This window comes from Variovorax sp. PMC12 (assembly GCF_003019815.1).
Taxonomy (GTDB): Bacteria; Pseudomonadota; Gammaproteobacteria; order Burkholderiales; family Burkholderiaceae_C; genus Variovorax.
In genome coordinates this window covers 4,899,905-4,919,710 of the sequence record NZ_CP027773.1, presented here as the reverse complement: position 1 = coordinate 4,919,710, position 19,806 = coordinate 4,899,905, and the positions used below count along the sequence as shown (strand labels likewise).

The 19,806-nt window shown below is 69.8% G+C and carries 19 protein-coding genes; 11 read left to right on the top strand and 8 right to left on the bottom strand.

Translation table 11 applies throughout. The features are described from left to right. The first annotated feature begins 57 nt into the window (after nucleotides 1–57). From C4F17_RS22920 to C4F17_RS22890, 7 genes are read left to right on the top strand one after another with little or no spacing between them, the layout of a single operon-like run. Nucleotides 58–729: a nitroreductase gene (locus C4F17_RS22920; RefSeq protein WP_106936783.1), complete on the top strand. Its 672-nt coding sequence runs from the start codon at nucleotides 58–60 to the stop codon at nucleotides 727–729. Between the two features lie 50 nt (nucleotides 730–779). Beyond that, nucleotides 780–1,577, top strand: a complete 798-nt coding sequence (locus tag C4F17_RS22915; protein ID WP_234382311.1) for a phosphodiesterase — start codon at nucleotides 780–782, stop codon at nucleotides 1,575–1,577. Between the two features lie 59 nt (nucleotides 1,578–1,636). Next, a complete protein-coding gene (locus C4F17_RS22910; RefSeq protein ID WP_106936782.1) occupies nucleotides 1,637–2,413 on the top strand; it encodes a helix-turn-helix domain-containing protein in 777 nt (258 codons plus the stop codon). Nucleotides 2,414–2,449: 36 nt separating this feature from the next. Then, the gene (locus C4F17_RS22905) at nucleotides 2,450–3,355 is read left to right on the top strand and encodes a DMT family transporter (RefSeq protein ID WP_106936781.1); all 906 of its coding nucleotides are present in this window, start codon (nucleotides 2,450–2,452) and stop codon (nucleotides 3,353–3,355) included. A 54-nt stretch (nucleotides 3,356–3,409) separates the two neighbouring features. Next, complete coding sequence (locus tag C4F17_RS22900) at nucleotides 3,410–4,252, top strand: dienelactone hydrolase family protein (protein WP_106936780.1); 843 nt, start codon at nucleotides 3,410–3,412, stop codon at nucleotides 4,250–4,252. Between the two features lie 55 nt (nucleotides 4,253–4,307). Beyond that, on the top strand, nucleotides 4,308–4,553 hold the full coding sequence (locus C4F17_RS22895) for a hypothetical protein (RefSeq protein ID WP_106936779.1): 246 nt from the start codon (nucleotides 4,308–4,310) through the stop codon (nucleotides 4,551–4,553). A 54-nt stretch (nucleotides 4,554–4,607) separates the two neighbouring features. Beyond that, entirely contained in the window at nucleotides 4,608–4,961 is a 354-nt protein-coding gene (locus C4F17_RS22890; RefSeq protein ID WP_106936778.1) for a hypothetical protein, read from the top strand. A gap of 24 nt (nucleotides 4,962–4,985) precedes the next feature. Here the strand turns inward: C4F17_RS22890 and C4F17_RS22885 are convergent, their stop codons facing one another. The 3 genes from C4F17_RS22885 to C4F17_RS22875 form a co-directional block, all read right to left on the bottom strand. Continuing rightward, nucleotides 4,986–6,146: a GGDEF domain-containing protein gene (locus C4F17_RS22885; protein WP_106936777.1), complete on the bottom strand. Its 1,161-nt coding sequence runs from the start codon at nucleotides 6,144–6,146 to the stop codon at nucleotides 4,986–4,988. Between the two features lie 66 nt (nucleotides 6,147–6,212). Continuing rightward, nucleotides 6,213–7,391 carry an acetyl-CoA C-acetyltransferase gene (locus tag C4F17_RS22880; protein WP_106936776.1) on the bottom strand — a complete coding sequence of 393 codons (1,179 nt, stop codon included), beginning with the start codon at nucleotides 7,389–7,391 and terminating at the stop codon, nucleotides 6,213–6,215. A gap of 32 nt (nucleotides 7,392–7,423) precedes the next feature. Continuing rightward, nucleotides 7,424–8,206 (bottom strand): SDR family NAD(P)-dependent oxidoreductase, encoded by a 783-nt coding sequence (locus C4F17_RS22875; RefSeq protein ID WP_106936775.1) that lies wholly within the window; start codon nucleotides 8,204–8,206, stop codon nucleotides 7,424–7,426. Nucleotides 8,207–8,344: 138 nt separating this feature from the next. Between C4F17_RS22875 and C4F17_RS22870 the strand changes: the two genes are divergently transcribed. The 4 genes from C4F17_RS22870 (at nucleotide 8,345) to C4F17_RS22855 (ending at nucleotide 13,425) form a co-directional block, all read left to right on the top strand. Then, nucleotides 8,345–11,044 (top strand): LuxR C-terminal-related transcriptional regulator, encoded by a 2,700-nt coding sequence (locus C4F17_RS22870; RefSeq protein ID WP_106936774.1) that lies wholly within the window; start codon nucleotides 8,345–8,347, stop codon nucleotides 11,042–11,044. A gap of 209 nt (nucleotides 11,045–11,253) precedes the next feature. After that, nucleotides 11,254–12,105: an AP2 domain-containing protein gene (locus C4F17_RS22865; protein WP_106937668.1), complete on the top strand. Its 852-nt coding sequence runs from the start codon at nucleotides 11,254–11,256 to the stop codon at nucleotides 12,103–12,105. 152 nt (nucleotides 12,106–12,257) lie between these two features. After that, the gene (locus C4F17_RS22860; RefSeq protein WP_234382309.1) at nucleotides 12,258–12,989 is read left to right on the top strand and encodes an AP2 domain-containing protein; all 732 of its coding nucleotides are present in this window, start codon (nucleotides 12,258–12,260) and stop codon (nucleotides 12,987–12,989) included. A 58-nt stretch (nucleotides 12,990–13,047) separates the two neighbouring features. Then, nucleotides 13,048–13,425 carry a hypothetical protein gene (locus C4F17_RS22855; protein ID WP_106936773.1) on the top strand — a complete coding sequence of 126 codons (378 nt, stop codon included), beginning with the start codon at nucleotides 13,048–13,050 and terminating at the stop codon, nucleotides 13,423–13,425. A 14-nt stretch (nucleotides 13,426–13,439) separates the two neighbouring features. On the opposite strand, the gene C4F17_RS22850 is transcribed toward C4F17_RS22855, so the two are convergent. From C4F17_RS22850 to C4F17_RS22830, 5 genes are all read right to left on the bottom strand, one after another. Continuing rightward, nucleotides 13,440–14,588, bottom strand: a complete 1,149-nt coding sequence (locus tag C4F17_RS22850; RefSeq protein WP_106936772.1) for an acyl-CoA dehydrogenase family protein — start codon at nucleotides 14,586–14,588, stop codon at nucleotides 13,440–13,442. A gap of 27 nt (nucleotides 14,589–14,615) precedes the next feature. Continuing rightward, the gene (locus C4F17_RS22845) at nucleotides 14,616–16,175 is read right to left on the bottom strand and encodes an acyl-CoA synthetase (protein ID WP_106936771.1); all 1,560 of its coding nucleotides are present in this window, start codon (nucleotides 16,173–16,175) and stop codon (nucleotides 14,616–14,618) included. A gap of 38 nt (nucleotides 16,176–16,213) precedes the next feature. Then, complete coding sequence (locus C4F17_RS22840) at nucleotides 16,214–17,326, bottom strand: CaiB/BaiF CoA transferase family protein (protein WP_106937666.1); 1,113 nt, start codon at nucleotides 17,324–17,326, stop codon at nucleotides 16,214–16,216. A gap of 91 nt (nucleotides 17,327–17,417) precedes the next feature. Further along, a complete protein-coding gene (locus C4F17_RS22835) occupies nucleotides 17,418–18,569 on the bottom strand; it encodes an acyl-CoA dehydrogenase family protein (RefSeq protein WP_106936770.1) in 1,152 nt (383 codons plus the stop codon). 10 nt (nucleotides 18,570–18,579) lie between these two features. Beyond that, entirely contained in the window at nucleotides 18,580–19,788 is a 1,209-nt protein-coding gene (locus tag C4F17_RS22830) for an acyl-CoA dehydrogenase family protein (protein ID WP_106936769.1), read from the bottom strand. Nucleotides 19,789–19,806: the final 18 nt, after the last annotated feature.

Here is a 19,806-nt window from a genome sequence, read left to right as displayed (position 1 = left end):
GACGATTGAGGGCGTTCGAGGGTTGCCCCTAGCATCGATCTTCAAGAGGACCCTTGCATGAACGTTCAGGACGCCATCGCCACCCGCCGCTCGGTGCGCGATTTTCTCGACACGCCGGTGCCCGGCGACGTCATCCGCCGCGTGCTCGCGCAGGCATTGCGCGCGCCCTCGGGCGGCAACCTGCAGCCGTGGCACCTGCACGTGGTGGGCGGCGACAGGCTGTCGGAGCTGAAAACCATCATGCGCACCCGCGTGCAGGAGGCGCCCGGCGGCGAAGGCAGCGAGTACGACATCTACCCGCGCGAGCTGGTCGCGCCCTACCGCGACCGCCGCTTCGCCGTGGGCGAGGCCATGTACGCACGCCTGGGCATCCCGCGCGAGGACAAGGCCGCGCGCCGCGAATGGTTCGCGCGCAACTACCAGTTCTTCGGCGCGCCGCTCGCGCTGTTCTGCACCGTCGACCGCCGCATGGGGCCGCCGCAGTGGTCCGACCTGGGCATGCTCCTGCAGAACGTGATGCTCCTGCTGCGCGCCGAAGGGCTCGACAGCTGCCCGCAGGAATGCTGGGCCATCTACCCGCAGACCATCGGCCGGTTCATCGAACTGCCGCCCGAGCGCATGCTCTTCACCGGCATGGCCATCGGCTACGCCGACAGGAGCAGGCCGCTCGACGCACTGGTGACCGAGCGCGCGCCGCTCGATGAAGTGGCGGAGTTCACGGGCATCTGAGCCGAGGAACGGAACCTGCTTGCCGCCGGGCGTACTCCACGAAGCGCCCGATGATGCTCATTGCCCAGATCTCCGACCCGCACATCCGCCCCGCCGGCCAGCTCTACCAGGGCGTGGCCGATTCGAACCGGATGTTCGAGGAAGCCATCGACCATCTGCACGCCCTTGACCGCAGGCCCGCGCTCGTGCTGCTGACCGGCGACCTCGTCGACGAAGGCCGGCCCGACGAATACGCGCAGGCGCGCCGACTGCTGTCGAAGCTGGCCATTCCCTGCCTCGTGATTCCCGGCAACCACGACCACCGCGAGAACTTCCGCACGGCCTTCGCGGACCACGCCTACCTGCCGGCCGAAGGCCCGATGCACTACTGCATCGACGACCATGCGGTGCGCATCGTGGCGCTGGACTCCTGCGTTCCCGGCCTGCACCACGGCGATGTCGACGCAGAAGGCCTCGCGTGGCTGCGGCGCACGCTGGAGGCCGACCGCGCGAAGCCGACACTGCTGATGCTGCACCACCCGCCCTTCGCCAGCGGCATTCCCTACATGGATACCTACAGCTACGCCAACCCCGCGCCGCTCGAAGCCGTGCTGCGCGATTTCGGCAACATCGAGCGCGTGCTTTGCGGGCATGTGCACCGCACGATGCTGCGGCGCTGGGCGGGCACGGTCGTGTGCTCCTGCCCCAGCAGCACGACGGAAATCGCACTGCGGCTCGCGGACGGTGCGGCGCCGGCCTCCTACATGGGGCGGCCGGGCTGCATGCTGCATCTGTGGGACGAGGTGCATGGCATGGTGAGCCATGTGAGCCACGTCGGGGCGATGGAGGGGCCGTATCCGTTTGCGTGAGTTTGCGTGATCGAGCGCCTGGCGGCAGCCCAGGCCGCCGGGCGCGCAGAATGCGGCCGATGCCCAGCGAACGCACCCTTCTCTACGCCGGAACCGAGTTCACGGTGGAGCACGTGTGCTCGCGCACGCACGGGCCTGACTGGAGTGCGTACTACACCATTGGCTCGCGGCGCATTGTCCTGCCGGTGGGGCACACGGTGCTCGACGTGCGCTCGGGCGACAGCACCTGGCTGGTCGACGGACTGACCGCCATGCACCTCAACGACGCCATGGTCTACCAGCTGCGGCCCTCGCCAACACACGCGACGCGGCACAGCATGGTGGTCAGCGGATACCAGGCGCCTCGTGCAAGCAAGGCGCCGGTCTTCAGCCTGCTGTCGCCGGCGTCGCTGTATCGCGTTCATGCGGCGCAAAAGCAGCTGCGCAACGGCGACGCGGGTCCGCAGACCGTCGCGCAGCTACTCGACGAGATCGGCACGTCGCGCCAATTGATGCCTTTGAATGGCACAGTGGCGCGCGCAAAAAGACTGCTTGCGGAAACCACCGACCGTGAAGCGCGGCTCTCGATGCACGCGCTGGCCGATGCCGTCTCGCGTTCTCCGTTCCACTTGGCACGCAGCTTTCGCCAGCAGACCGGCCTGAGCTTGCACCAGTACCGCCAGCACCTGCGGCTCGCCACGGCCCTTGATCGGCTGGCCTGCGGCGACCAGGACCTGGCGGGCATTGCGCACGATCTCGGCTACTGCAGCCAGAGCCATCTGGGCGCGGTATTCCGGCGCGAGGTGGGCGTGACGCTGGGTGAAGCGCGCCGCGCGCTGACCACCGCACGAATCTGATAGCCGCCGCGCGGCACGGCCGCGAGACTTCTGGCGATGGACAAGAAGAACCTTCGCACAGGCGTTTTCGCCGCGCTCACCGCGGCACTGATTGGCAGCGCGTGGCAACTGGTCTCGCGCCACGGTGTGACCACCACGCTGGGCCCGATGGAACTGGTGCTGCTGCGCTACGGCATTCCCGCTTTGCTGCTCTCCCCGCTGTGGCTCGGCAAGGGCCTGGTTCCGCCCAAGGCCTCGCGCCTTGCGCTCGTGCTGCTCGTCATCGGGGGCGGCCTGCCTTTCGGCCTGCTCGTGCTGGCGGGCGCACGCTGGGCACCCGCCAGCCACATGGGCATCTTCATGGCGGGCAGCCTGCCGCTGTTCACCGCCATCGGCGCACGGCTGCACAAAGGGCAGAAGGTAGGCGGCATCCGGTTGCTGGGGCTGGGCTGCATCGCGGTCGGCATCGCGCTGTTTGCGACGGACAGCTTGCGCGACGGCTCGCTCGATTGGCGCGGCGACCTGCTCTTTCTTTCGGCGGCTGTGCTGTGGGCCGTCCACTCGCTCGCCTTCGCGCATTGCGACTTCACGCCGTGGCAGGGCACGGCGTTCGTGAACGGGTGGTCGACCTTGCTCCTGCTGCCGCTGCTGGGCACGGTCGGTGCGCCAAGGCTGCTGACCGCACCGTGGACGGATGTCGCCATACAAGCCGTGATGCAGGGCGTGGTCGCGGGCCTGCTGGGGCTGATGGTCTACATGCTGGCCGTCGCGCGGCTGAGCGCGGCGCGCGCTTCGCTGTCGGCGGCGCTGGTGCCGGTGCTGACCACGCTGGGAGCCGCGGCATGCATGAACGAACCGATCACCGGGGAAGTACTGCTGGCCCTTGCGCTGGTGGTACCTGGCATCGTGCTGGCGAGTGGTGCGGTCCGGTGGCGCGCGCAGGAGACGCAGCAGCGCCCATAGCACCTTCAGGAAGGGCGGGCAGAATGCCGCGAACCTCGAAAGGATGCCCGCCTCATGAGAAAGCTGATACTCCTCGCCGCCGCCCTGCTGTGCTTTGCCACCGCCTCCTGCTGGGCGCAGGAACGCAGCACCGTGCGCGTGCCCACGCCTTTCGTCGAAAACGGGATGCCCGTCACGCTGGAGATGGTGATTTTCAAGCCCGAAGGCGACGGTCCCTTCCCCACCATGGTGTTCAACCACGGCTCCACCGGCATCGGCAACGACCCGAAGCTGTTCAAGCACACCTATGCACCCGAGCGCCTGGCCAGGTGGTTCACGCAGCGCGGCTGGCTGGTAGCGTTCCCGCAGCGGCGCGGGCGCGGCCAGTCGGACGGTTTGTATGACGAAGGCTTCACGCCAAAACGCGAGCACTACAGCTGCGACCCCGCGCTGTCGCTGGCGGGCTTCGACCATGCGCTTGCCGACGTCGACGCCGCCGTCGAGTGGCTGCGCAAAGACTCCGACGTGGACACGAAGCGCGTGGCAATCGCCGGCCACTCGCGCGGCGGCATCCTCGCCGTCGCCTACGCGGGAACGCGGCCCGACGTGTTCCAGGGCGCAATCAACTTCGTCGGAGGCTGGATGAGCGACAAATGCCCCGGCAACACGGCGGACGCAATCAATCCGGTCAGCTTCAGGCGCGGCGCGGCGTTCCCTCGCCAAACGCTATGGCTCTACGGCGAGAACGACAGCTTCTATGCGCTCTCTCACAGCCGGAAGAACTTCGAGGCCTTCACCGCCGCAGGCGGCAAGGGAAGCTTCTCGACCTATGTGCTGGAGCCCGGCATCAACGGGCACCAGTTGGTCGTGCAACAACAGCTGTGGGGGCCGACTGTCGAGGCGTATCTGGCGCGGTGAGCATGCAATGGCGCGGTGTCGAAGACGAGCACATGCCAACTGACAAGGAACTGTGATGCAGAGCAACCACTACTGGTTTCCCGCCAAGCGCTACGGCTGGGGCTGGGGTCCGCCGACCTGCTGGCAGGGCTGGGCGGTGGTGGCCGTGTATGCGGTGTTGCTGGTAACTGCCCTGGTGTCGATTCATCCTGAACAGAAGCCCTTTCTGTTCGCCGCGGCCGTCTCCGGCCTGAGCCTCGCGCTGGTCGCGGTCTGCTGGATCAAGGGTGAGCCGCCGCGCTGGCGCTGGGGCGCCAAGTAGCCGGCGACGGCCATCGGACATGAGCAGCACCGCCCCAGAAGCTGGCGTACCCGAATGACGAGGAACGGCTACGCCGCCGCCCTGTGCAGCGTGCTGCTGGCATGCGCGTCCCTTCCCGCATCGGCCAACGGCAGCCTCTTCTGCCAAGGAAGCCCGTATTCGGCGGAGGTCCAGTTCAGCCTGTCTTCCGGCCGCCTGACCGACCTGGTCGTGTCGCGTGACGACGGCGTGGCGCCTGCGTCGTCCGAGCGATTGACGCTGCAACGCCAATCGGCCGACTACCGCCGCCAGTCGATGCGCGCCATCGCCGGCAAGGGCGTCGCGCTGCGCGTCGCCAGGACCAGGGGCTCGCTGACTTACGCGAGCAGGCAGCACGTGCTGCGCTGCGACTGGTCAGGCCTCGGCTGAAAGAAAAGAAGGTCCGGCCGCGCCTCAGGCCGCCGCGATCACCTGGTCCCGCCCCATCGCCTTGGCCTTGTAGAGCGCCGCGTCGGCGCGCGCCAGCACTTCGTCGACGCCCCGGCCGCCGTCGTTCGCGGCCACGCCGATGCTCACCGCGATGGAGCCGACCTCGGCCATGGGGGAGTCGGCGCCGAAGGGCTCGCCGATGGCCTGCTTGAGCCGCGCGGCGATGGCCATGGCCTCGACCTGGCCGGTGCCGGGCAGCAGCACCACGAACTCCTCGCCGCCGTAGCGCCCGAGCACGCCGGCGTCGCCCACCGCCCGCTGCATGCGCCGCACGGCCTCGCGCAGCACCTTGTCGCCCATCTGGTGGCCGAAGCGGTCGTTGACGTCCTTGAAGTGGTCCAGGTCCACCATCAGCAGCGCCATGTGCCGCCGGTCGGATGCGAAGGCGCCGCGGCAGGCATCGAGCAGCGCGCGGCGGTTGAGCGCGCCGGTCAGGGAGTCGCGCGTGGCCAGGTACTCGAACTCGGTGTGCACGCGGTCCGTGGCCATCAGGATGACGGAGATCGACAGCAGCAGCACCGAGAACGAATACATGCTGATGTAGAGCGACTGGATCCAGTTGCCGTCCATCAGGTTGCTGCCGGCCATGCCCAGCACCACCGACACGAAGCGCAGTGCCGCCACCGCAGCCTGCGCCAGCAGCAGGCCGATCATCAGCGGCTGGCCGAACACGCGGGGCCGGTGGCGCAGGTAGAGCAGGGCATGCGCGAAGAACAGCAAGGACACCGCGAAGGTGACGATCAGCAGGCGGGCCTCGAAGTCGGGCTTGACGGTGCTGAACCAGAACATGGACAGCCCTATCAACCCGTTCAGCAGCGTCCAGCCCCGGGTGTCGCTGCTCCCAAGCAGGAACTTCTGGCTGCCCGAGTAATACAGGATGCACGCCTGGAACAGCACGACGTTGGCGACCACGATCGTGAGGAAGTCCGGAAGGTAGTCGCGCGCCGCGAACAGCATGGTGCTGGTGAAAGCCAGCAGCGGCGCCAGCGCCCATTCGCTCAACCCGCGGATGCTGGCCGGGTAGCTGCGCCGCATGAAGAACATCACCAGGGCCATCATGACGCCCATGAGGCCGGCCAGCACGATGACGGAACGGGGGTCGAGAAGGGATGGCAATGCGCCCATGGGGCGAGATTATTGATTATGTTGACATTGCCTTCCGGGAAGCCGCCCCAAGGCCTCCGGCGCGGCTCAGAGCCGTTCGACGATGGTCACGTTGGCCATGCCGCCGCCTTCGCACATGGTCTGCAGCCCGTAGCGCTTGCCGCGCTGGCCGAGCGCATGCACCAGCGTGGCCATCAGCTTGGTGCCGGACGCGCCGAGCGGGTGGCCCAGCGCGATGGCGCCGCCGTTCACGTTCAGCCGCGCCGGGTCGGCGTCCAGCGTCTGCAGCCAGGCCAGCGGCACCGGCGCGAAGGCCTCGTTGACCTCGTACAGGTCGATGTCGCCGATCTTCATGCCCGCCTTCGCCAGCGCCCGCCGGGTGGCGGGAATGGGCGCCTCCAGCATGATGACCGGGTCGTGCCCCATCACGCTCATGTGGTGGATGCGCGCGAGCGGCTGCACGCCCAGCGTCTTGAGGCCGCGCTCGTTGACCACCATCAGACCGCTCGCGCCGTCGCAGATCTGGCTGGCGGTGGCGGCGGTGCAGCGCCCGCCCTCGGCGATCAGCTTGACGGCGGCGATGCTCTCCAGCGTGGCGTCGTGGCGGATGCCTTCGTCGACGGTGTGCAGTTCGCCGGTCTCGGTGCCGTCGGCCATGCGCACGGCCACCGGCACGATCTCGCGCTCGAAGTGGCCCGCCTTCGTCGCGGCGATGGCGTTGCGGTGGCTGCGCAGCGCGTAGGCGTCGAGCTCGGCTTTCTCTATGCCGTAGTTCCTGGCGATCATCTCGGCGCCGGTGAACTGGCTGAACTGCACGTCGGGGTAGCGCCTGGCCATCTGCGGGCTCACGTAGAAGCCCAGCCCGTTCTTCAGCGGCAGCGTGGTGGGCAGGCCCATGGGCACGCGCGTCATGCTTTCCACGCCAGCCGCGATCACGATGTCCATGCTGCCCGACATCACGGCCTGCGCCGCGAAGTGCAGCGCCTGCTGCGACGAGCCGCACTGCCGGTCGACCGAGGTGGCCGGCACCGACTCGGGCAGCTTCGACGCCAGCACCGCGTTGCGCGCGATGTTCGAGGCCTGCTCGCCGGCCTGGCCGACGCAGCCCATGATGACGTCCTCGACCAGCGCGGGGTCGGCGCCGGTGCGCTCCACCAGTGCGTCGAGCACCTGCGCGGCGAGGTCGGCCGGGTGCCAGCCGGCCAGGCGGCCGTTGCGGCGGCCGCCGGCGGTGCGCGCGGCGGCGACGATGAATGCTTCGGGCAAGAAAGTCTCCTGTGTTCGTGGGTGGTGCGGGCTCAGCGCGGCGCCATGCGGATGGCCCCGTCGAGCCGCACGCTTTCGCCGTTGAAGTAGCCGTTGGTGATCATCAGCTCGGCCAGCGTCGCGTATTCCGCCGGGTTGCCCAGCCGCTTGGGGAACGGCACCGACGCCGCCAGCGCGGCCTTCACGTTGTCGGGCGCGCCCTGCAGCAGCGGCGTGTCGAAGATGCCCGGCAGGATGGTGTTGACGCGGATGCCCTCGGCCATCAGGTCACGCGCAATGGGCAGCGTCATGCCGACGATGCCGGCCTTCGACGCGGTATAGGCCGCCTGGCCCATCTGCCCGTCCTGCGCGGCCACCGAGGCGGTGTTGACGATGGCGCCGCGCTCGCCGTCCTGCAGCATGCCGAGCGTGAGCATGCCGGCGGCCGACTTGGCGATGCAGCGGAAGGTGCCCACCAGGTTGATCTGGATGATGCGGTCGAAATTGGCGAGCGGAAAGTGCTTGATCTCGCCGGTGGCCTTGTCGCGGCTCGCGGTTTTCACCGCGTTGCCGGTGCCGGCGCAGTTGACCAGCACGCGCTCCTGCCCGTGCGCGGCGCGGGCCTTGGCGAAGGCCGCGTCCACCTGCTCTTCGGAGGTGACGTCGACCTTGCAGAAGACGCCGCCCAGTTCCCTGGCCAGGGCCTCGCCCTGTTCGGCGTTGAGGTCGAACAGCGCGACCTTCACGCCGTGGCCGGCCAGGCGGCGCGCGGTGGCGGCGCCGAGGCCGGAAGCGCCGCCGGTGACGACGGCGGCAATGCTGGAATCGAGTTGCATGAGATGCGGTCCTTGCAGGGTAAGTGGCGGTTTCCGCGGGCCAGTTTAGGAAGCAGAATCGGCGGCGGCATCGTCGGAAACGACGGAAATCCGGGCCGTTCGGGCTCCGGTGCGCCAACCGCCCTTGCCCGCCCGCCGATGTCGCCTCCCACGCCCCGCATCCTCGAAACCAAGCTCAACCCGCCGGCCGCCAACGCCACGCAGGTGCCGCGCACCGCCATCCGCGAAGAGATCGCCGCGGCCGCCGTCAAGCTGGTGCTGGTGCGCGCGCCGGCCGGCTTCGGCAAGACCACGGCCATGGCGCAGATCCGCGAGCGCATGGAGGCGCAGGGCATCGCCACCGCGTGGCTCACGCTCGACCGCGCCGACAACGACGTGTCGCGCTTCCTCGACTGCCTGGCCGAAGCCGCGCAGCGCCTGGGCGTGGACGAGCCGCGCGCCAACGGGCCGTTCGACGCCGTGGCCGCGCTGGCCGCGCACGACGCGCCCTTCACGCTGTTCCTAGACGACTTCGAGGTGGTGCAGGAGCCGGCGGTGCTCGGCCTGGTGCGCGAGATCGTCGAGCACCTGCCGCGCCGCGGCCAGATCGTGATCGGCTCGCGCGGCCTGCCCGACCTGGGCCTGGGCCGGCTGCGCGCGCGCGGGCAGCTCATCGAGATCGACACCGACCGGCTGCGCTTCAGCCTGGAGGAAACCAGCGCCTTCTTCGGCCTGCGCATGGCGCATGCAAAGCAGGCGATGCAGGCGCTGCCCGCCGACCTGCTCTCGCAGCTGCATCGCAAGACCGAAGGCTGGGTGGCAGCGATCTGGCTGGCTTCGATGGCGCTGGAGCGCCACGGCACCGAGACCGGTTTCGTCGAGCGCTTCTCGGGTTCCGACCGCGCCGTGGCCGACTACCTGGCCGAGGACGTGCTCGCGCACCAGCCGGCCGACATCCGCGACTTCCTGCTGCGCACCAGCATCCTGCGGCAGCTGGACGCCTCGGTGTGCCAGGCGCTGTGCCCGCGCGCCGACTGCGCGGCCATCCTGGAACGGCTGGCCGCGTCCAACCTGTTCCTCACGCCGGTGAGCGGCGACGGCGGAGATGGCGGAAACGGCGGCGCGTGGCGCTATCACAGCCTGTTCGCCGACTTCCTGCGCGCGCGGCTCGCGCACGAGCAGCCCGGCGAAACGGCGCGGCTGCATCTCGCGGCCGCAGGCTGGTACGAGTCGCACGACCGGCCGGTGCCCGCCATCGACCACGCCATCGAGGGCGGCGACCATCCGTATGCGCTGGCGCTGCTCGACAGCTACGCGGCGCAGTTCCTCGAACAGGGCCGCATGCGCATGCTGGCGCGCTGGTTCTCTGCCATTCCGGAACACCAGCTGCGCGAGCATCCGTTCCTGCAGCCCATCGCGCTGTGGGCCACCTGCTTCACGCACGGCCCGTGGGAGGCGATGCGCATGCTCGATCAGTCGGGCTGCCTCGAAAGCCCCATCCCCGAGGTGCGCGCGAGCGCCCACACGCTGGTGCCGCTGCTGCTGGCCATGCAGGACCGCCACGACGAGGCCTACGAGGCCGGCCGCCAGAGCCTGGCGCGACTGCCCACCGGCCTGCCGTTCGCCGACAGCGTGCTGCTCAACGGCATGGCCCACATCCTCGCGGTGCGCGGCGACCAGCACGAGGCGCGCCGCATGCTGGAGGCCGCGCGCGAGCGCGGCAGCAGCACCTTCAACCGCATGTACACCGAGTCGCTGGCCGGCCTGTTCGACCTGCACGAAGGGCGGCTGCGGCAGGCCACCGCGCGGCTGCGCATGGCGGTCGACTCCACCCATGCCGTGTCGTACAACCACAGCCACGGCAACGCCTGGGCCGGCGTGCTGTATGCGGGCGCGGTGTACGAGACCAACCAGCTCGTGCAGGCCGAGCACCTGCTGAACGTGTACCTGCCGCTGGCGCGCGACGTCGGCCTGCCGGACCACATGATCCTGAGCCACGTGATGCGCTCGCGGCTGGCGTTCCACGCGGGCGACATCGACGCCGCGTTCCAGGCGCTGACCGAGCTGGAATACCTCGGCCACCACCGGCAGCTGCCGCGCGTGGTGGCCGGCGCCAAGCTGGAGCGCTCGCGCATGCTGCTGCTGCAGGGCAACGGACCCGCGTCGCGCGACGAACTGGCCCGCGCCGACGACCCCGCGCTGTGGGAACGCGAGAGGCGCCAGCGCCTGCCGGCGCACGACCTCGACTACATGGCCCTGGCGCGGGCGCGCTGGGACATCGCGTTCGGCGATGCGCGCGCCGCGCTGGACGCGCTCGACGCCGAACTGCATGCCGCGCTGGCCGTGGCGCACAACCGCCGCGCGCTCAAGCTGCGGGTGCTGCGCGCGCTGGCGCTGCAGGCCGCGGGCGACGCGTCGGCGGCCGTCAAGGAATTCGAGACCGTGCTGCAGGCCGCAAGCCAGGAAGGCTTCGTGCGGCTGATCCTCGACGAAGGCCCGGCCGTCGGCGCGCTGGTGCACCGCTATGCGCAGTCGGCGCAGGAGGCGCCCGCCGCGCGCGGCGACCCGATCCTGGCGGACTACCTGCAGCGCCTGCTGCAGCTCGTCGGCCCGATGCCGGCGGCCGACGCGGATGCGCCCGCATCCTGCGCCGACGCGATGAAGGAGCCGCTCACGCGCAAGGAAATCCGGGTGCTGCAGTTGCTGGCCGAGGGGTATTCGAACAGCGCGATGGCGGAGAAGCTGTTCGTGTCGGACAGCACGGTGCGCACGCACCTGCGCAACATCAACATGAAACTCGACGCGAAGAGCCGCACGCAGGCGGTGGCGATCGCGCGGCGGCTGGGCGTGATCCGGTAGGCGGCGCCACCGGTGGCATTACAAATACTACGGATTCCGGTGATACCGCCCGCCTCTGGCCGTCCATAGCATTCCCTCAGAGAGATCAGAGCCTTCCTGCTGCCGCGGTTGACATGGTGCGGCGCGGCGGCGGAAGCGCAGCGTCCGGCCGAATGCGGCAGGCCGCGCAGGGAGTCATCGACACACAGAGCGACAGGAGCGAAGCCACCATGCCCAAAGGAATCCCCAACCCGGCCCCCATGTATGGCATCGCCCCACGCGCCTGGGGTTTCGAGGTGTCGATCGTGCGCAACGGCAACCGCTTCTACAAGCAGTTCGGCCGCGCCAGCTACGGCAGCGAGGAGCAGGCCCTGCTGCATGCGCAGGCCTGGCGCGACGAGATCGTGCGCAGCTTCCCCCCGGTCGCGCGGCGCACGCGGGCCGAGAAGCTGCGCGCCAACAACACCACGGGCGTGTCGGGCGTGTTCTGCCAGGTCGCGTCGGGCGGCCGGGTGCGGGCATGGGTCGCCAAGACCTATCTTGGAGAAAACGAGATCCTGCGCACCGATTTCCCGGTCGATGCCGCCGGCGGCGATGCGCAGGCGCTGGCCATTCAGGAGCGCGCGCGGCAGCTGGAACACATGTCAGGCCTGGCCCGCCTGCATCCGGCCGAGGAGTCGATCCGCAAGAGCCAGGACAGGCTGCCGGCCGAACTGCTGTCGCCCAAGCGCTCCAAGTCCGAGATCCGGCGCAGCACCAATTCCAGCGGCGTGAGCGGCGTGCACTTCAAGGCGCCCAACGTCGGCCACCCGGGCTACTGGCTCGCCATCACCTACACGGCGGGCAAGGGCAGCGTGAGCAAGGCGTTCTCCATCAAGGAACACGGGCCCGAGGAAGCCAAGCGCCTGGCCATCGCGGAGCGCGAGCGCCAGCTCGAGGCCAAGCTGTCGGGTGGCCGCAACCGCGCCGCCACCGATGTGCGCACCGACACCGCCATCGGCCCCATCGCCTACCGCCAGGAAGCGCGTTCGCAAGGCACGGCGGGCGCCGGCGCGCCGGAGGCAGGGCAGGTCCGGCTGTGAGGCTTCGGCAGCGGCGGGCAGGCCGGGCGTGCGGGTTCGCCGGATCGCCATGCCGCTTCGGCCAGAATAGCGGGCAAATGCGTGCGCCGACGAGCGCCGCGCAGTTCGGGGAGCCCGCCAACAGCAGTGCGCAGAAAAGCAGCACGTCGAGAATGCCCAAAGGAATCCCCAATCCGGCCGCCATGTACGGCATCTGCATCAGACCCTGGGGATTCGAAGTCTCTATCGTGCGCAACGGCGTACGCCACTACAGGCAGTTCGGCAAGGCCAGCTACGGCGGCGAGGCGCAGGCGCTGCTGCAGGCGCAGGACTGGCGCGACGCCATCGTGCGCAGCGTGCCGCCGCCCACGCGGCGCGAGCGCGCGCAAAAGCTCAGGGCGAACAACAGCACCGGCGTGCCGGGCGTGTTCCACCAGATATCCGCCGGCGGCCAGGTGCGGGCCTGGATGGCCAAGACCTACATCGGACAGGGCGAGATCCTTCGCACCGACTTCATCGTCGACCACCTGGGCGACGCGGCCCAGGCGCTGGCCATCCGCGAGCGCGAGCGGCAGCTCGAACGCATGCAGGGGCTGGTGCGGCTGCACCCGGCCGAGGAAGCGATTCGCATGGGCCTCGCGACCCATGCGCCAGCGCCCCGCGCGGCCAAGCGCTCGAAGTCGGAGATCACCCGGCGCAACAACACCAGCGGCGTGAGCGGCGTGCATTTCAAGACGCCCAACGCCAGCCATCCCGGTTATTGGCTGGCCATCACCTACACCACCGGCAAGGGCAGCGTGAGCAAGGCTTTTTCGGTGAAGGAACACGGCTACGACATGGCCAAGCGCCTGGCGATCGCCGAACGCGCGAATCAACTCGCCGCGAAGCTGGGCCAGGACCGCTGATGGCACAAGACAGACGCGGCTTCGCCGCTGCGGCGAAGCCCGCCACGGGCGCCCGGCCATGACGCTCAAGTCCATTCACCAGCTGCTGCGCGTGGCATCGCACCTGCTGGACCAGGCGGCCGCCGAGGTCCACGCGACAGATCTGGAGCCGGTGCAGGAAAACGTCGAGCGCATCGGCCGCGCGCTGATCGAGGTGATCGAAGTGCAGCGCCGCATCTACGAGGAACAGCCGGAGCTGGCGCCCAAGTCGCTGGCGGCCTCGCCGAAGGAAGCCGACGCCAGCCGCCTCTTCACCGAATTCACGATGGAGGCGCTGGCGCTGGAAGAAGCGGGCAAGACCGCCGCGGCGCGCGAGAAATACACGGCGTTCATCGGCCTCTCGCCCTCGCACCTGCACCGCGAGATCGCGCGGGCGGAGATCCGGCGGCTGTCCTAGCAGGCCGTGTCGGGTCACAGCGCCCGCGAAATCACCTCCTTCATGATCTCGTTGGTGCCGCCGTAGATGCGCTGCACGCGGGCATCGGCGTACATGCGCGCCACCATGTATTCGTTCATGAAGCCGTAGCCGCCGAACAGCTGCAGGCACTCGTCGATCACACGGCCCTGCGCTTCCGAGCCCCAGAGCTTGGCCATCGACGCGGTGGCGGTGTCGAGCCTGCCGGCCACCAGGTCTTCCACGCAGCGGTCGATGAAGGCGCGGCCCACCTTGATCTGCGTCGCGATCTCGGCCAGCTTGAACTTGGTGTTCTGGAACTCGGCGATCGGCTTGCCGAAGGCCTTGCGGTCGCGCACGTAGTCGAGCGTGGCCTCGTAGGCGCCCTCCATGGTGGCGAGCGCGCTCAGGCCGATGATGGTGCGCTCGTACGGCAGGTCGCTCATCAGCTGGAAGAAGCCCTGCCCTTCCACGCCGCCCAGCAGCGCATCGACCGGCACGCGCACGTCGTCGAAGAAAAGCTCGGAGGTGTCCTGCGCCTTCATGCCGATCTTGTCGAGCACGCGGCCCACGCGAAAGCCCTTGCAGCCTTCGGTCTCGACGATGAGGATCGAGGTGCCCTTGGCGCCCTGGGCCGGGTCGGTCTTGCACACCACCAGCACCACGCCGGCCAGGTAGCCGTTGGTGATGAAGGTCTTCGAGCCGTTGATGCGAAAGCCGCCGCCGTCCTTCTCGGCGCGCGTGCGCACGCCCTGCAGGTCGGAGCCGGCGCCGGGCTCGGTCATGGCGATGGCGCCGACCATCTCGCCGCGCGCCATGCGCGGCAGGTAGTGGCGCTTCTGCTCTTCCGTGCCGTGGTTGAGGAAGTAGTGCGCCACGATGGCATGCACCGACGTGGCCATGCCGGTGAGCGCGCGGCGCGACATCTCTTCGTAGAACACGGCCTCGTGGCGGAAGTCGCCGCCCGCGCCGCCGTACGCCTCGGGGATGTCGGCGCACAGCAGGCCGAGCGCGCCGGCCTTGCGCCAGACCTCGTGGCCGACGTGGCCGCGCTTGCGGGCTTCCTCGTCGTGCGGAAGCACTTCGGTCTCGATGAAGCGCACCACGTTGTCGCGGTACAGCTCGAGGTCTTCGTCGCTCCAGGAACGGCGGAAATCGATGGGCATTTTCTTCTTCCTTGAGGTATTCTTCGGTCAGCCGACGCGGCGGCTCCTGCCGGCCCAGAAGGGCTCGCGCAGCTGGAACTTCTGCAGCTTGCCCGCGGCCGACAGCGGCAGCGCGTCGCGGAACTCCACGCTGCGCGGACACTTGTAGCCGGCGATCTGCTCACGGCAATGCGCGATGACGGCCTCCGCCTCCAGCGCCATGCCTTCCCGGCGCACGATCACCGCGTGCACGCGCTCGCCCCACTTGTCGTCGGGCACGCTGATCACGGCGGACATCAGCACCTGCGGGAGCTGGGCGATGGCGTTCTCGACCTCGGCCGAATACACGTTCTCGCCGCCGCTCACGATCATGTCCTTCATGCGGTCGACCACGAAGACGAAGCCTTCCTCGTCCATGTAGCCGCCGTCGCCGGTGTGCATCCAGCCGCCGCGCAGCGCGGCCTCGGTTTCCCTCGGCTTGTTCCAGTAGCCCTTCATGACCATCGGCCCGCGCGCGACGATCTCGCCGACCTGGCCGAAGGGCACTTCGTTGTCGTCGCCGTCGACGATGCGCAGCTCGGCAATGGAGATGGGCGTGCCGGCCGAGCGCAGCAGGCGCTCGCGATCCGGCCCCGGCGCGTGGCAATACGGCGGCAGCGCAGTAACCACCGGCGACAGCTCCGTCATGCCGTAGACCTGCGCGAACGCGGTGCCCGGAAACGCGCGCATGGCCTGGTCGAGCAGCGCCGCGTCGATGGGCGCCGCACCGTACGACAGCAGGCGCAGGCTGGAAAGGTCGAACTCCGCGAAGCGCGGATGCTCGATCACGCGCTTGATCATGGTGGGCACCAGGAACATCTCGGTGATGCGCGCCGACTGCAGCGTCTGCAGCACCGCCAGCTCGTCGAACACCGGCACCACGTGCACCGGCACCAGCCGCATCAGGCTCTGCAGCGCCACGCCGCAGCCGGCCACGTGGAACATGGGCGCCGCGACGATGGCCGCGGCGTCCTGCGTGTCGCGCGGCAGCGCGGCCACCGTGCCCAGCGCGTTGATGCACAGGCTGCCGTGCGTGAGCATCACGCCCTTGGGCTGGCCGGTGGTGCCGCCGGTGTACATGACGGCGGCCAGCTCGTCGCTGCCGTGCGGGGCATCTTCGGCGGGGTCGGCGGCGGCGAGCAGCGCCTCGTAGCCGACCATGCCTTCGGGCACCGCGCCGTCGCCGCAATAGACCACGGTGCGCAGCGAGCGGGAGAGCCGGCGCAGCTCGGCGGCCATGGGCGCGAAGACGTCGTCCACCAGCAGGATGCGGGTGTCGCAGTCGTCGAGCGAGTACGCCACTTCCTTGGGGTTCCAGCGGATGTTGACCGGGTTGATGACGCCGCCGCCCCACCAGGTGCCGAAGAAGTATTCGACGAAGCGGTGCGAGTTGAGGCTCATCATGCCGACCCGGTCGCCCGGCTGCATGCCGAGCTGCCGCAGCACCGCGCCGAGGCGCGCGACGCGGTCGGTGAACCCGGCGAAGTCGAGCCGCGTGCCGCCGCAGACCACGGCGGTGGCCTTGCCTTTTTCGCGCAGGCCCTTGTGCAGGGGTTGGGTGAGGAACATGGGGTCTGTCTCCGTTCTTCGTTGCTTTTCTTTTTCGCTCAGGAAGCGCCCGGCGGCGCGATGGCCTCCGCCGCCACGCCCCAGCGGCGCAGCACGGTCGGCCCGTCGTCGTGCGCGGCGGCCGGCGGCATCACGGGCGCGGTGCGGCTGAAGCGCGGCGCGGGCGCGGGCTGCACCACGCCGCCCACGTTGGCGAAGGTGCCGCGCGCCACGTTGTGCGGATGCGCGGGGGCCTCGTCCCAGTCGAGCACGGGGGCGAAGCAGGCGTCGCTGCCCTCGAGCAGCACGCACCATTCGTCGCGCGTGCGGGTGCGGAAGATGTCGGCCATGCGCAGCTTGAGCACTGGCCAGCGGTCGGCGTCCATCTGCGCGTCGAAGGCGGGGTCGTCGGCGATGCCGCAGCGCTCGCGCATCAATGCGTAGAACTGCGGCTCGATGGCGCCCACGGCCACATGCTTGCCGTCGGCGCAGGCGTAGGTGTCGTAGAAGTGCGCGCCGCCGTCGAGCATGTTCTCGCCGCGCTGGTTGCTCCACTGGCCGGCCGACTTGAAGCCGTACATCATGGCCGACAGCAGCGCGGCGCCGTCGGTCATGGCGGCGTCGACCACCTGGCCCTGCCCCGAGCTCTTCGCCTCGTGCAGCGCGGCCAGGATGCCGAAGGCCAGCAGCATCGCGCCGCCGCCGAAGTCGCCCACGTAGTTGAGCGGCGGCACCGGCGGCTCGCCGGCGCGGCCGATGGCGTGCAGCGCGCCGCTGATCGCGATGTAGTTGATGTCGTGCCCCGCCGCATGCGCCAGCGGGCCGTGCTGGCCCCAGCCGGTCATGCGGCCGTACACCAGGCGCGGGTTCCTCTGGTGGCAGGGCGCGGGGCCCAGGCCCAGCCGCTCCATCACGCCGGGGCGAAAGCCTTCGATGAGCACGTCGGCCTTTTCGATGGCTTCGAGCACCTGTTGCGCCGCGCCCTCCGCGCGCAGGTCGACCTGCAGCGTGCTGCGCCCGCGCGCGAGGATGTCGTGCGGCGCGGTGCGCGTGCCGGGGCGCTCGATGCGCAGCACTTCCGCGCCCATGTCGGCGAACAGCATCGCGCAAAAAGGCCCGGGGCCGATGCCCGCCATCTCGATCACCCGTAGTCCCTGCAATGGGCCTGCCATGGCTTGTCTCCTGTTGCGAGCGGCCATCTTGGCGCGCGGGCGGCGGCGCTGCATCGTCCAAAACGACGAATGCGGCGCCCGATGCATCAAGTCAGGCCGCGCCACCTCGCCACCGCGCCACGCGGCGCAAATGCCATGCGGGCGGGCCGAACTGGGTCTCGATGAGCGTGGCGCGCCGGAAGTAGTGGCCCACGGCCAGTTCCTCGGTCATGCCCATGCCGCCGTGCATCTGCACCGCGCCCTGTCCCACGGCCCGGCAGGCCTTGGCGACCGCCACTTTGGCGGACGACACGGCACGCGCGCGCTCATGCGGCGCGGCGTCGTCGATCGACTCGCCCACGCTCGCGGTGAGCGCATCGGCCTGTTCCAGCGCCATGTGCATGTCGGCCAGCCGGTGCTGCAGCACCTGGAAGCTGGAGATCGGAACGCCGAACTGCTGGCGCTGGCGCACGTAGTCGAGCGTGTCGCGCATCAGCCGGCGCATGACGCCGATGGACTCGGCGCAGACGGCGAGCGTGGCCTCGTCGAGCGCCTGCTCGATCTGCGGCAGCGCCTCGCCTTCGATGCCGAGCAAGGCATCGGACGGTACGCGCACGCTGTCGAAGACGATGTCGGCGGCACGACCGCCGTCGCGCGTGGGGTAGGCGCGCATGCGCAGGCCCGGTGCGTCCTTCGGCACCACGACCAGCGAGAGCCCGTCCGCATCTCCGGGGGCGCCCCGGCTGCGCGCACTGACGATCAGGTGGCCGGCCCACGGCGCGGCCTGCACCATTGCCTTGTGGCCGTCGAGCCGGAAGCCGTCGCCTTCGCGCACCAGGCGCACCCGTACGTCGGCCCGGTCGTGCCGGCTCTGCGGCTCGCCGTGCGCAAAGGCCAGCACGGCCTGCCCCGCGACGACGCGCGCGAGCAAGGCGTCGGCCAGCGTACCGGGGTGGCGCTGCAGCAGGCCCGCGCCGATGACCATCGTCGACAGGTACGGCTCGGCCGCGAGCGCGCAGCCAAGCGTTTCCATCAGCGCCAGGTGCGCGGCCATGCCCAAGCCCATGCCGCCGCGCGATTCGGGCAGGGCCGCGCCCAGCAGGTCGAGTTCGCGCGACAGGCCCTGCCAGAACGGCGGCGGCGCGTCGCCGGCATTGGCCAGCGCATGCAGGCGCTGTTCGAAACCGTGGTGGTTGTCGAGATAGCGCGCGAGGCTGTCGCGCAGCATCGCGAGGGTGTCTTCCTGTTCGGTGCGTGTGTTCATGGCGGCGGACTCAGCGGGCGAGCAGGTGGGCGGCGACGATGTTGCGCTGCACCTCGTTGGAGCCGGCGTAGATGGAAGCGGCGCGGTCGTTGAGGTAGGCCGACATCGAGAACACGGCCTCTTCGGGAATCGGCAGCTCGCCCGCCAGACCGTCGTCCAGCGGCAGGTTGGCGGCGGCGTAGTGGCCGGCGATTTCCACGCCCAGCTCGGTCAGCCGCTGGCGCAGCTCGGAGCCGAGCACCTTGCCCATCGACGGACGGATGCCGTGCGGCTCGCCGCGTGCCTGCGCGCGCAGCGACTGCAGCTCGGTGGCTTCCAGCGCGTCGATGGCGCAGTCCATCTCGGCCAGGCGCAGGGCCATGTCGCCGGCCTCGTCGCCGTCATAACTGGTGTTTGCCGCGAACGCCGCATCGGCCGCAGTGCTCAGGCGGCGCAGGCGCGCACGCAGCATCGGCGCCCAGGCACCGCCGCGCTCGTGCTGCAGCAGGTACTTGGCGATGGCCCAGCCCTGGTTCTCCTCGCCGATCAGGCCCTCGGCGGGCACGCGCACGTCGTCGAAGAACACCTGGTTGAGCTCATGGTCGCCCGAGATGCTGATGATCGGGCGGATGGTGATGCCCGGCGCGGGAATGTCGAAGCACAGGAAGCTGATGCCCTGCTGCGGCTTGCCGCCCGAGGCGGTGCGCACTAGGCAGAACATGCGGTTGGCGTACTGCGCGTGCGTGGTCCAGATCTTGGTGCCGTTGATGACGTAGTGGTCGCCTTCGCCGGACTGCCGCACCGCCTTGCATTGCAGCGAAGCCAGGTCGGAGCCCGACTGCGGCTCCGAGTAGCCCTGGCACCAGTAGTCCTCGCCCGAGCGGATGCCGGGCAGCCAGGCGCGCTTCTGCGCCTCGGTGCCGAAGGCGATGATCACCGGCGCGACCATGCCGGGGCCCATGGGCGCGCGCGGCGGCGCGTCGGCCGCCGCCAGCTCGCTCGCGAAAAGGTAGTGCTGCATCGGCGTCCAGCCGGTGCCGCCGTGCTCCACGGGCCAGTGCGGCACGCTCCAGCCGCGCTTGGCGAGGATGCGGTGCCAGCGGTTGCCGTACTCGTAGTCGGTGAAGATGCCGGAGCAGCGGCGGCCGGCCGTGCGCAGCTCGGGCGTCAGTTCGCGCGCGAGGAAGTCGCGCACTTCGTCTCGGAATGCGGTCTCCGCCGCGCTGAGGGTCCAGGCCATGGTGTCGTCCCGTTGGAA